Source organism: Rhizobium tumorigenes (genome assembly GCF_003240565.2).
Taxonomy (GTDB): domain Bacteria; phylum Pseudomonadota; class Alphaproteobacteria; order Rhizobiales; family Rhizobiaceae; genus Rhizobium; species Rhizobium tumorigenes.
Window position 1 is genome coordinate 426,444 of sequence record NZ_CP117257.1, and the last position, 12,628, is coordinate 439,071.

Consider the following 12,628-nt stretch of genomic DNA (forward strand, 5'->3'; position numbering starts at 1 on the left):
ACATCTACCGAGGATCGGCGGGAAATTGTCGCTATTTCCGCAGCCTGTTAAAGGTCTTGCTGTCGTCAGGGGGCCTGCGCGCCGACAGATCGTAGTGGCTGAGAACAGCATTTTCCGCGACCTCGATGTGAGCCAGTGTAGGCACGACAAGCGTGCAGGCAAAAAAATCCTCAAGCTTCGCCGGCTCGGGCACCCTCCCCGTCTCGATCTTCAAAGCGAAGCTCTCGAGCTCCTTCAGCCGCGATACAAAAAACCAGCCCTGCTTTTCAGCTTCCTCCTTTAGAAAGAGCTGGACTTCAGCCGCCAGCCGCCAGCCGCCTGTACCGCTCATCGCTTTCGGCATGTAGGTCCCGTACCGTCTTAATTATTTTCATCGGGCGCGGCCTCTAGCCCGTGGATGACCGCCGTCAGGCTGCGCTGCCGCTTGGCACGAGGCGCTAGATCCGTGGAAGCGCCGCGTACATTCGTTGCATACTCCAGGATCAGCTGACGGGCGACCTCACCCTCCTCACTGCCGTCCGAGGCGGGCAGGCTGTTTGCGACGGCTAGAGAAACCTGAGCGAGGAACGATTCGTACTTGTCCGCAAAGTCCGCAATTGGCAGTAGGCGTTTTTCCTGGAGAACGAAGTAAGCCCACAAAGTGTAGAAGTGACTTTGAACCTTAATCTGATCCCTTAGCTCACCCTTCAAAGCGAGAAGCGAGCGGACGTGCCCCTTTACCCTTTCAAGCTTGGCCATAATGTCATCCTCGACGAATTCGGGGAGTTCGCTCGTATCCTCGTATTCGGCATAAAATTCATTGAGCGCATCCTGGTCGAAGCCGGTAATCGCGTCCTTAAGCAGGATGTAGATCAGCTCTGAAATGAACTGGACATCCGACATTCGCTTGGCGCGAGCCGTCGTGACGATCCCGAAATCTTTCCATTCCTGCTTTTCCGCTTCAGCCTCGGCGAGCGAAATCAGCCATCCATCATAGCGGGCGTGGCGCATCTCCTGCTCGGTAAGCTTCCTGGAATTGCGGTTGATCCGCTCGAATGTATTCTTAAGCGCCGCATCGCCCGTATCCGGGAGCATTTCGACGATCAGCACGTAATTCCAGAAGCGCTCGCGCGTGCCGCGCTCCAGATCGTCCCAGCGCTTGCGCTGAAGGTTCAAATCGGAGAAGTCGTCAGGAATTCTAACTTTGTTCGTCGCGAAATCGATGATGGTTTGCAGCCGTTGCTTGCCATCCACCACATGGTAAGTCGCCCGGCCGTTTTCGCTCAGAGATTTGTGAAGAAAAACCGGCGGAGCCGGATAGTTGTTGAGGATGGTGTCTATGAAATATCGCTTGTCCCGCGGCGACCAGACGCTTTTGCGCTGGTAAGGTGGATTCAGGTCAAGCTGACCCTTCTCATTCAGGTCCAGAAACCAGCTGATATCTTGCGTTGTAAGGGATCTGGCCATGCGATCATAATTCCGGGGAGCTTGTTATGGAGGGTGTCCAGACTGAGCGTACGTTGTCGCTGCTCTACCCGTCAAGCTGGCGATCAGGTATGAATCCGGGGAAAAAGTTGCAGATACCGCATTGTTTGACGGTAATTAGCATTACAGTTGCAGTTTTAGTTTCAAATGAGCGCGTCGTGCGGCAGCTTGATGCGCTCGTCTCCAACATGACCATGCGATGATGTGGGCGGGCTTTATACGCCGCTGGGCAAGCTTATTCGCAATGCGTCGGACCTCTTGGATGGACCAGCGGATCAGATCGTGATGGTCGGCATCCTCAGTCTTTTTTGGGGTGCCGCATTATTGGCGCGATATCGGATCACAGCCATCATTGCGAAGGCGAGCATGACGAGCGACACATGGCGATGCCAGCCATGCCACGAGCGGGTCTCGTTATGATCGAGGCCGAGTTCGTTCTTGGCTGTCTCGAAGCTATCTTCGATTGCCCAACGGTGACCTTCGACGGATACGAGCGTCTGAATGCCTGTTCCGGCCGGGCACCAAGTCGTGAAGAATGCGAGGTCGCCATCGCTGATATTGCGCCGGATCAACAAGCCGCGCGTCCAAAGCCCGGTTTGCGTATCACTGTATTCGTCGGCATCGAGATCGACCAGTTCGCAGTAGGCCCAGTCATGAAGCCGCGCGCCTTTTGTGCCATCGCCAGCGGAAAGGCGATGCCATGCAGCCGGATCGAGATCACGGGCAATCTCAAGAGCGGTTCCTGCGACGAAAGGCTTACCAGACCAAGCGCCAAAATGATGGTCGGATTTAACCCCAAGAACGTAACCTTTGCAGGCTCGGCGCAGCGCTCCTTCGACGTCTCCGACGCCATACACCGCATCTGCTGCCACCCATGAAAACGGCACTTTGGCTGTCAGCGCCCGCCGAATCATATCGACAGCGAGGGCAGGCTTGGTAGCGAAGGCTACAGCTTCAGGAACATGAGCGGCGGCAACCCTTGCCGGATCGCTGGTCCAACTCTTTGGCAAGTACAAGGCTCGATCGATAAAGGCATGACCACGATCGGAAACATAGGCGGTGAACACACCGATTTGGCAGTTCGTTACCTTGCCCGCTGACCCTGTATATTGACGTGAAACACCGCAAGATGTCTTGCCCTGCTTGAGGAAGCCGGTCTCATCAATGACCAGGACCGCATCATCTGTGGCAAGGTGCTCCACAACATACTCGCGCACAATGTCGCGAAGTCCGTCTGCGTCCCAGCGTCCACGACCCAAGATGGCTTGCTGTCGCCACGGACCAGGATCGCCAGCCGCCTCAGCGCGCATCCAACCTGTCTTACGGCGCTCATCACCTAACAAGCCGTCCAGGAAAAGGTTCGCAGATGCTGCAACGCGCTCCTGCGTAAACAATCCGCGCATACGCGCCTTAACTTCACGCAGCGACGATGCCCAAAGTTCCAACGTTGTCTCGATCGATGCACCCATCATCCATGACCTCCGAATCATGGAGGCCTATAGATTCAGAACTTGTAAAAATACGCAACTGTAATGTTAGGCTGTGCAACGCGGGGCGGCCGAGCGTGTACCTCGCCTGAACGCCGCGTGACAAACTACATGGCTCAAGAAAAATCTCTTGAATACGCGTGGCTGCAGAAGGCCTCGGGTGGCGCTCTGGTCAGGCTCGTCAGATTTTCGAGAGATTGCCAAGCGTCGCGCCGCCATCCGCGCCGTCGCGCATGACAACGATCTGCGCCGGCTCTGAAAGGAACCACGCGAACGAACCCCAAGAAAGGGCCGAGACAGTTTTGCGGAATCCGGACGACTCTCGATCCTGGTAGGCAGTCAGGAACGTAACCTGCTCGCGCGGGAAGCCTGCAGCGTCGGTCAGCTGGTAGAGCGCTTCCCGCCTGCGGTCCGTGATTGGACCGTCGGTCGCCACGACTTCGACGAATACGAGCAGAGGGTGCGCGCCCGACAGATCGACTAGGATCAAGTCCGGCAGGTTTTTGTCAGCCTCGATCTTCAGTCCAATCGCGGAAGCTAGCTTGTCGTCTTTGGCAACGACCTTGTTACCGCTCTCGCTGAGCCAGAGAACCGCGGGCTGTCCAAGGAACCGCGGCGCGAACTCTTCTACGACTGCTTTCGAAATAATGGAGCTTGGGCCCGGGGCCAGGTTACGCGTTTCCTTGTTCGGAAACGTCACCAGCACGCCGGCGCCCCCGCCGGCTGCACCAGAAAGCATGATAGACACGCGGGCCAGCGCGAGTTTGCTGAGATGCGTGGTTTGGAATGCGGCAATGGCAGTTTCGAGGGCTTCGCCCTCGAGCACCGGATCGAACAGCGCCGCAAAATCGGTTTTGAGCTGGTAGCGCGGCAGGCCAGATGTGGTCGGTAGGTCTTCGCGCTTCAAGACCGCCCCAATTGCAACCAGCCCCTCGCGCAGCGTCTCGTCCCGGATCGGCTCGCGGCTGTTGTCCGCATACCAGCGATCGCCGGATGGCAGCCCATTCTTCTGCCGCAGCAACCTCACATAGGCATCGCGATCGGTCTGGTCGGCAAGCGCCGCCTGTTGGTTGGTCATACGATAGACATGGGCCGGCCCAAGGTATCGGTCCGAACCCTCAACCGCAGAGATATACAGCGCCACAAAGATTGTTTTCGCCGCCATTTCGCGAATGCAGTAACCCCGGTTGGGCGTGCCTTCCGGAAAAATCAGCGGCAGCCGCTCGGCGACCAGCGTCCAGGGAACGTAGATTGGTACGCCTGCCATCTTCAGACTACGCCCGCCATGCCATAGAGTCGGTCGCACTCGGCTTCGAGCATCGATTTGGCAGCGCCTCGCTTGATAAGGGCGGCAAGGGGTTTTAACGCCACCGGGTCAGGTAACGGGATCGACTCCAGCTCATACGCGGACACGGCGACGCTGCCGCTGACGCAGCGAAACGCGCTGTCGGCTGCTGCGCTGTTGAGGAAAACCGCAATCACGTCTGGTGAAATTACGGGTTTTTGTATGATCGGCCGAACCATGTTCAGATGGTTTTCGATCACCACCGCGCCGTGTTTGGCGATGAATTCTTCCGGCAATGCTGCCGCGATCAGCCTCCGGTTCTGCTCTTTGGCAGTGGTCCTCTGCAACAGGACGCAGGGCTCGCGGGTGATGAGCCACTCGTCCCCGGCCTTGGGCAGGAAATACGGCTCGTGGTTCTTCTTCTCCGCTCGGAAGATGAATTGGCCGTCAGCGGTGATGGATTCTGCCCAGATCAATGGCAACCGGCTCTTGCCTGGCCTGCTCTGCAGTTGTGGCTTGAATCGGTTCCACACGAGTGGCCCGGTGGAGACGCCGTAGCCCCAGTCGGCAAGACGGTGTGGCATCTCGCGAAGGCGCTCTATCAAGACAGCCTGTTGGGGCGTGCGGGGTAGAAGCCAGGGTTGCGAGGCATCGTCGGGCAGGACGAACGGACCGGCTGGAGAAATCGTCAGGGTGTCGTTTGGGCCGGTCATGACCTCGAAGGCCTGCGCCTGTGCTCTGCCTCCCACCTGCCTGTAGGTTGTCAGGAGCGTTTCCTGCAACACGCCCTCAAAAACGCCTTTGCGGAGCGCGACGAAGTCGGCCGTCACAGGCTGCGCCTGGCGGCCGATGAGGCTGCGGAGATTCTTGAAATATTCGCCGGCGAGGAAGCTGGTCGGCGTTACATAAGCAAGCACGCCGCCCTGCTTCACATGTGACAAAGCAAGATCGGTGAAAAGGCCGTAGAGATTGGCATGACCGTAGAGGCTTCGCTTGAACCGCTCGCGCACTTCTGTGTCAAGCTTGACGCGGCCATAGGGCGGGTTGCCGATCACGAGGTCGAAACGGTCGCGCGCCTGCGGGGGACGACGTTTCAACGTGTCGCATACCGTCACAACAACAGGCAGGCTGCGGCCCGCCTTGCGGCAGACCGGCAGCATCACGGCGTCAAGCGTTACCTGCGACAGCCAGGCAGCGAAGGAATCTATTTCATAGCCGCGCAGCCTGCTGCCGATATTCTCGACGAGGATCGCCGGGGTAACGTCAGGCAGGGCATCAAGGATGCGCCGGGCCGCAGGGGCAAGGAAAGCTCCTCCCCCGCATGCAGGATCAAGTACCCGGCAGGATTTCCAGTCGACGCCGGCATTCGTCGCCTGGTCGAGCATACGCGCGGTCAAAGGCGGCGGGGTATAAAAGACGCCAAACGACGCGCGGAAAGACGACGGCAACATGCCGGTATAAGTCAGGCCGATCGCATAGGCTGCGGTTTCTGGATCGAAGGTGGCCGCTGCGCTGCCAATGCTGTCTGCCGAGGCTGCAGCAGGGTCCGGCAGATGATCGAGATAGGGAACCGGCGAAAGGAAGGGACGGAGCGGAAATTTTCTGTCGTTCTCCGTGATGGAAGACCACCAGGCAGCGACCAGCCGGTAGCAGAAAGCCCGCGCGAGGCCGAGCCGCTCCGTTTCGGGCGTCGCCTCGGCCAGAGCCCGCGCCATAATCCGCGCGGCGTTCAGCGTATCCGCCGGGGAGCCCGTCTCAAGCGCTGCAATAGAGGTTTTTGAAACGATCATGGGCGCGGACTTTTTCATTTGATTGTATGCCACCTTATGCAATCTGCCTTAATGAATAAGACAACGGTTCGCGCGCCGTGAGCTTTAGTCAAGTCGAACATGTTCGTCCACCTTCGTCAACGTGATTTGATCGAACGCAGCTCCGTCCGGCGACCCAAACTTTCATATTATTCTATTCCGGGATGCCCGCGAGTAGTACACTACCATCAGCAGCGCGCGCTCACAGAGTTTTTGGGGATCGCGAAAATCCATCCGGTCTCCAATAAAGGCGCCAAACGCGTCAGGGTGCACTTTGGGCGATCAGTCGCGTCGCCAGAAACGCCAGAAATGGGGATCGCTTCGATACCAGGCCAACAGGTCACCAGCCAGTTCTCGTATTTCGTCCGAATATACCTCGCTTTTGCTGATAACCTCGAAAATTGCCGGCGTGTCTGCGCCTTTTCCGAACAGTGGCATTAGGCTGTAACCGAGGCTTGGCCGCTCGAAGTCTCGGTCAGGCAGCATCATGAGAATTTTTGCTATTTCGCGAGGCCCAAATTTCAATACCTCCCGAATAGCGGGACCTCGAATTTCAGACGGGATCTCGTTTCCCCAATATCCGATGTTGTCGTGACCTAACAACATAGCCAGCGATATGGCGACCTCAATTGACAGCTGGTCGGCCGATCTGGCCAGAAAGGTTTCAATCAAACAACTCCAAGTCTCAGATCGACAGCGGTGCCGTGCCCTGATTGCGCGGACACCGAGGTCGTGGGTCTCCTGATCGTCAGATGTCACCCAGGTGCATAAGCGATCGACGGGAGCGCGCGGAGCCTCTCCGAGCAGTGTTGGCATCAATATTGACTCGAAATCTTCCTTGTTGAATTCATTCCACAAGCTCTTCTTGAAAGAGATTGATGTCCCCGTTTGGCTGTTCGAGCGCCGGAATTCTCGGGCCGCCTTTCGTAAGTCGATCCACCAAGCACGTTGCTGTTCGGGATCAAAAACGATACCGATGGTGTCAAGATCGTGTTCCGCGTAAAAGAAGAGATGGTCGGCAGAGGCTGGTATCGTGCACTTCATCGGCGACAAATAGCTCACCCCCGACTTGATTTGTACCGCGATCTCTCGGGGTCGAATCTGGCCATCGATCACCAGCATGATCGTAGCGTCGTGCCCATAGTCGTGCTGAAGGTTTATCTCCTTAAATAGGCTGCCAGCACTCTCTACGGCGATGCGTACAAAGTTAACGCCGGCGCGTTCGGTAGTCAAATTCCCGCGCGGTTTCATACGACGTTCCTTTACGTTTGGATTAATAGCTGGATGGTCGACTTAGCACCTATCTTGGGAATCATTTCGAACGGAAAGAGCTGCGCGTGCCGGTTATGTTCGTCCTGGTTTGGTAAGGATGAATCTCTTTCGCTCGGATCCCAATGCTCTAGCCCCATGTCCCCTCCATTCACATAAGACGGTTCTTCATTGCTATCTGAGAATAGAACCGCTGAATTATCAAGTTTACGGCGCCGCAGCGCGATCCACCTTTTTTTTGTCATGAAAGCTTCGCGCCCAACGTGGGGGCAATCAAATTTGCATAGTCGCCTCCGCCAATGCCGGAACCCAGTCATTCCTTATGGGTCGCCACAAAACTAAATTATTCCCCACGCCCGAAACCTCCCCCTCCCCGTCATCTCGCGCAAGCCCAGTTCCAGAACGATCCGCCGCGCGGCCTGCGGTGTGACGTCGAGTGTCTTGGCCACCATCCCGGCCGACACCAATGGCTTCGCCATCACCAATTCAATGAGGTCCGGCAACCTCGAGGAAGTGCGCCTCCCCTGCAGTTTCCGGTCCAACAGTGTCCGAGCCAGTGCCAGGCGGTCATGCTCTTTCATGCCGATCTCGGCGGCCGCGATCAGACCGTGGGCGATGGCCAGCAGACGGGTCTCGCGATCGCGATGCCGGCGCCGATCGACGGGAATAGTTTTCAGGCCAAGATTGATGGCGGCGAGATGCGCGCCTGACGTGATGCCGGCCTGACGCAGGATGGATGCACAAAACAGCCGGCCAAGCCAAGGCGCGTGCTGAAGGACCGAAAGCTCGTTCCAGGCATCGAGGGCGACCACCGCCTGCAGTACCGCCGGCAGATGTTCGGCCTGACGCACTACACCACGCCATTCCTCCAGCCGCTCGTCCTCATCCCAGTCGAGATCATAGACGAGAGGGTCTCGTTCGCGGGTATCGGCCCGCCCGGGCTGCCTCGCCTGCTCGATCGCGGCGTCAGAGCGCACGAGCAGCGCGTCGATGGCAGCATAATCGACGCCGGGAAGATTTTCGCCGTCATCACCATCCTCCGCCGGCCCTTCCGGATCGATTGCGGCGGCGGGCCGGATAGCGGCAGCCGTCCCCTCCTCGTCCGCGGCAGCCGACAAAATCTCCGGCGTCTGGCGGAGCGTCCGCAAACCGTCGGCGGACAGCGCCCAATCCGAAGATTGGCCGGCGATCCGCCGACGCGTGCGCAGGACGTCGCGGGCGATTGTCAGCTCATGGGTGGGTGTGCGAATATCGCGGGTGTCATCATGGAGGACGAGGTCTTCGAGATGGACGAGTTCGCCGTCGATCCACAGCGAGGCGCAGGCGTCGGTGAATTGGGATCGCTCGATCCATCCCTGGCCGACCGGTGAGCGGGCGACGCGCTCATCGAGACGCGCCAGTTCGGTACACGCTTGAAAAGCCGGCTCCAAAAGCGCTGTCATGCTGATTTTCGCGAGATCGTAAGCCAATGAAATTATGGTAAATGATTTGTTAAAGGAACTCTATCTGAATATTACAGTTCGCCACATGGTACGAATGGTAGTCGGCTCTCTAACCATCGATAAGTATCCCTTATCGATGGAGGTGGTCGACTTGAATCGCAAAACAACGGATTAGATACGTGCACTATCGATCGGCCGTCAAGACCATCGATCCGCAGGTTTTATGACCGTGTGGTCACTCTCAAATACCGTCATCGATCGCCGCGCCGACGAAACTGGACGAACTGTTGACCCACCAGGACATCGAAAAGCTGCGCCAAATGGTCAACGGAGCATGGGGCATATCAACTGCGCGCTTACCTCCGACCTCGCCTACGGGCCTAGTCGCTGGCCGCGACCGGCGCCTCCCTCCCCTGTCCCGCGACCGAGGCGCTGCTGCTGAAATTCGTCGTCCACCATCTCTAGCTACCCGATCAGCGCGACATCGATCCTCACCGCGCGGTATGCCAGCCAATGACCGGCAAAACCTGCGCTACCAGCGGTCCCTTCGATCGTCGGGTCCGACACAGTGCGCCGGCGGCTTGCCAGTCGTTTACATTGGCGAAATGGCGCGTCTTCTCCCCTCCGTCGCAGAAGGCCGCGATACGCCACGATGTCCAGGCGACGCCGTGACCAAGGAAACGCTGCCCGGCGTCTCATAGCCAAGCGGTGAAGGCAGCCGGTGGCGCCCTAGTATCGAGCACTGCGACGATTGACCCGGCTTTGGGCAAATTGTCAATTCTCGATCGGAACGAGAGTCACGTCGAGATGAGATCGCAGCCCGATTGCAGTCCGACCGCGTGTAGAGGGCCTCCTCCGAGGAGGCGGCCCTGTGACGCTCAGATGCCCAAGCTGCCCGAGATCACCTGCAGGAACTCATTCGGCGTTACGATATCGCACGCCTCTCACGCGAGCGCTGACATTTCGGCTATTAAGATCGTCTCAAATTGGCATCTCGATACATGGCCTGTTCGTCGTCCCATATGTGGACGGCCCCCGCTTGCAAGTGTTTTCTGCAGATATTTGATCGGATCGCTTGCTTCCATATGTGCGGCCTTTGTGTGTGGTCGCACATGACCACTGGCCAAGATGATTTCCGCAGCGCGAGTTCCTAACAGTGCGACGACCTTGACGGCCATTGGAACGAACGGATTGTCACGCGCCTCGGATCGATCGATCACATCATCTGCTTCTTTCTTGCAAGTTCACAATCAGGCCCAACTCGGGACTTTATGGACAAGTTCGTGGGCTGCTGCGGTCTTTCGGCATCAAGAATTTGGCTCGAGCCGAAGGTAAGCAATTCGACGATGAAGTGCGATCTTTCTGCAACCGACACGATGATCCTTATATCGGCATTGCGGCACTTCTTGATACGCTCGCAGGGGTTTCGGTGGAATTGGCCCGCCTGAATAAGAAGGTGCCGCAAATGACGGCCGCATCAAAGCGTGCTGGCATCTGATGTGGTGCGTAGCGTCGGACCGCTGACCTCCCTACCCTTCGTGGCGCGGCGGAAAATCCTGCGACGTTTTGGAAAAAGCCGATCCACCTTTCTTACGTTGGCCTGACACCAAAGTACCAGTCGGGCGATCGAGATGTGACAGGCTCGATCTCCAAACAGGGCGACGATATGTTGCGGCACTATCACTATGAGGCAGCGGGTTGTCTCCTGACAGCGGTGACCGCGCCGTGCGCCTTGCGAAGCTGGGAGTTGAAGTTCGCGAAATGTTTGGGTCCAAAGCGGGCGCGATCGGCGGTGGTACGCAAACTCGCGGTCTTGCTGCTTGGCTTTGGAAGAGCGAGGATCATCTCCAAGCCGTGCCGAGCGGCAAAGCCTTTTACAACCGTTTTTTTGAAGTTCATCCGCGGATAAAGTTATGGAATGGCTCGCCCCTCCCTCCCACATCGTGCATTTTGCATTTTGCATGAAGAGATTTAACAAGGAGCAGAGCAATGCAGATAGCTGTGTTAGGAATTGATCTTGGAAAGAATAGCTGCAGTGTGGTTGGACTTGACGAGCGTGGGCAAGTCGTACTTCGGCGACGGTTGCGTCGAGAGGGTGTCATCAAACTCAGCTCAACTCTGCCGACGTGCATAATGGCGATGGAAGCGTGCTGTGGCGCCCACCATGTTGGTCGGCAACTTCAGCTTCAAGGTCATGATGTTCGTCTGATGTCACCCGAATATGTGCGTCCTTACATAAAGGCTCAAAAGAATGATGACCGCGACGCAGAGGGAATAGCTGAAGCGGCTACGCGTCCGACGATGCGTTTCGTCGAAATCAAGGACGAAAACCAGTTGGATATGCAGACCCTCCACCGTGCGCGTGACCGTCTCGTCGCGGAACGGACTGCTTTGATCAACCAACTGCGGGCGATCCTCTTGGAGCGCGGCCTTACCGTTCCGCAAGGTCGTCGTAAGCTCGAGATCTGGCTTGACATGAAAACCGATGAAGGAAAGCCCGCCCTCAGTCGCCGGACAATAACCCTCACCATGCCGGCTTCTAGGCACTATCCCCGGCATTGGACCTCTGAACGCAACTGCGTTGGTTGCGTCAGTTGGGGATGCGCAAACCTTTGGACGCGGCAGAGACCTGGCGGCTTGGCTAGGCCTTGTGCCACGACAGATAACAACCGGGGGGAAACCGAAATTACTTGGTATCACCAAACGAGGAAATGGATATCTAAGAAAGATGATCATCCACGGCGCGCGCGCAGCTCTTCCAATGCTTTCCAAATCTGCGACGCCTCTTGGCGACTGGTTACGGGGTCTACTTGGTCGCGCTCACAAGAACAAAGTGATCGTTGCACTCGCAGCAAAGTTAGCGCGTATCGTGTGGGCTGTGTTGCAAAGCTGCCGTCCCTACAAAGAAGACGGCTTGGGTTCGGTAATCCAAGCATAACCAAATAATCAGCAACGATCGCCGCTGGCGGACGCTGCTGAAGATATCTGCATGTGGTTGTGAAAGATGGCCTGACTGTCGAACGGCATTTCGAAATCCTGGTTAAAAAAATGGTGCAAGCCGCCGAGGAAGTTATGAGGATCGAAACGCGCGGAGCTCCATCTTGGCCAGGGTTTTCCCTGAGACCGGATACGTTGGCGCAGACTTGTTCAAACATCGATCATAAAGCGCTTGCAGACGGGGCGAGCCATACGTTTTTAAAGGCCATGAGGGACGTGACGGGACCGGGTCGGACGAGTATGAGACAGTTGGATGCGGATCGAAGACCGCGTTTATTACACTGCATCGGCCCCTGGATATGACGCGAAAAGCCCCGGATAGTGGTGGCGAAAATCCATAGATCGCACAACGAAGTGAACAATGGGACGCTTGTTATGCTTCAACCGGATTGGATAGGGAAAAGCGAAAGCATCCGGACGCAGCAACCAAATGTATAGAACTAATTTTGACCCGATGCGAGACATCAATCAATGCGGCGTTCATTGCCTAAACTTAGTTCTTTCTTTCTGCATTGCTTGAGTTATTGTCGGAGGGCCGGGCGAGGTTCACTCAGGAAGTTGTCGATTGAAATGCCCCGGGCGGAGATGCCCTAATGCGGAATTATCCAGGGCATCTCTTATGGAGCGCGCGGCAATACCCGGCGCGTGTCTTTTGAAGCCTCATCCATTGGCTTAGGCTGAAGCGAGAGGTATCCGGCCCCTACGCTCCTTCTATGACGTACCGGCGGGTCCCCGAACTTTACAATTGTAAAGTCCTTGTGCGAGTTACGCGCGTTAATTTCTGCTTAACGAAAAATCCCTTGAAGAATCGGACTCTCTCTGTCATCCGTGACGGTAATGATCTCGTTTAGTGATCATAACCGTCAAGAGGACAGA

General features: G+C 57.0%; 8 protein-coding genes and 1 pseudogene. 2 read left to right on the forward strand and 7 right to left on the reverse strand.

Annotated elements, in window-relative coordinates; all coding sequences use genetic code 11:
• Positions 1–31: 31 nt before the first annotated feature.
• The 7 genes from PR017_RS23560 to PR017_RS23590 form a co-directional block, all read right to left on the reverse strand.
• Positions 32–343 carry a hypothetical protein gene (locus PR017_RS23560; RefSeq protein WP_111222017.1) on the reverse strand — a complete coding sequence of 104 codons (312 nt, stop codon included), beginning with the start codon at positions 341–343 and terminating at the stop codon, positions 32–34.
• Between the two features lie 17 nt (positions 344–360).
• Positions 361–1,446: a DUF262 domain-containing protein gene (locus PR017_RS23565; protein ID WP_111222016.1), complete on the reverse strand. Its 1,086-nt coding sequence runs from the start codon at positions 1,444–1,446 to the stop codon at positions 361–363.
• Between the two features lie 293 nt (positions 1,447–1,739).
• Positions 1,740–2,954: an IS701 family transposase gene (locus tag PR017_RS23570; protein WP_278332856.1), complete on the reverse strand. Its 1,215-nt coding sequence runs from the start codon at positions 2,952–2,954 to the stop codon at positions 1,740–1,742.
• A gap of 178 nt (positions 2,955–3,132) precedes the next feature.
• Complete coding sequence (locus tag PR017_RS23575; RefSeq protein WP_111219441.1) at positions 3,133–4,218, reverse strand: BsuBI/PstI family type II restriction endonuclease; 1,086 nt, start codon at positions 4,216–4,218, stop codon at positions 3,133–3,135.
• A 2-nt stretch (positions 4,219–4,220) separates the two neighbouring features.
• Positions 4,221–6,026 carry an HsdM family class I SAM-dependent methyltransferase gene (locus PR017_RS23580; RefSeq protein WP_111219439.1) on the reverse strand — a complete coding sequence of 602 codons (1,806 nt, stop codon included), beginning with the start codon at positions 6,024–6,026 and terminating at the stop codon, positions 4,221–4,223.
• A 300-nt stretch (positions 6,027–6,326) separates the two neighbouring features.
• A complete protein-coding gene (locus tag PR017_RS23585) occupies positions 6,327–7,295 on the reverse strand; it encodes a DUF4365 domain-containing protein (RefSeq protein ID WP_111219437.1) in 969 nt (322 codons plus the stop codon).
• A gap of 356 nt (positions 7,296–7,651) precedes the next feature.
• A complete protein-coding gene (locus tag PR017_RS23590; protein WP_111219435.1) occupies positions 7,652–8,791 on the reverse strand; it encodes an RHE_PE00001 family protein in 1,140 nt (379 codons plus the stop codon).
• 1,597 nt (positions 8,792–10,388) lie between these two features.
• On the opposite strand from PR017_RS23590, the gene PR017_RS28620 reads away from it, so the two are divergent.
• Together PR017_RS28620 and PR017_RS23600 are read left to right on the forward strand one after the other, a co-directional pair.
• A complete protein-coding gene (locus PR017_RS28620; RefSeq protein ID WP_423228434.1) occupies positions 10,389–10,664 on the forward strand; it encodes a hypothetical protein in 276 nt (91 codons plus the stop codon).
• 80 nt (positions 10,665–10,744) lie between these two features.
• Positions 10,745–11,693 (forward strand): annotated as a pseudogene (locus PR017_RS23600) (IS110 family RNA-guided transposase).
• The last annotated feature ends 935 nt before the right edge of the window (positions 11,694–12,628 follow it).

Excerpts from the sequence above, each read along its gene's own strand:
- PR017_RS23560 (WP_111222017.1), bottom strand. The coding sequence starts at position 343 with ATGCCGAAAGCGATGAGCGGTACAGGCGGCTGGCGGCTGGCGGCTGAA.
- PR017_RS23565 (WP_111222016.1), bottom strand. The coding sequence starts at position 1,446 with ATGGCCAGATCCCTTACAACGCAAGATATCAGCTGGTTTCTGGACCTG.
- PR017_RS23570 (WP_278332856.1), bottom strand. The coding sequence starts at position 2,954 with ATGATTCGGAGGTCATGGATGATGGGTGCATCGATCGAGACAACGTTG.
- PR017_RS23575 (WP_111219441.1), bottom strand. The coding sequence starts at position 4,218 with ATGGCAGGCGTACCAATCTACGTTCCCTGGACGCTGGTCGCCGAGCGG.
- PR017_RS23580 (WP_111219439.1), bottom strand. The coding sequence starts at position 6,026 with ATGATCGTTTCAAAAACCTCTATTGCAGCGCTTGAGACGGGCTCCCCG.
- PR017_RS23585 (WP_111219437.1), bottom strand. The coding sequence starts at position 7,295 with ATGAAACCGCGCGGGAATTTGACTACCGAACGCGCCGGCGTTAACTTT.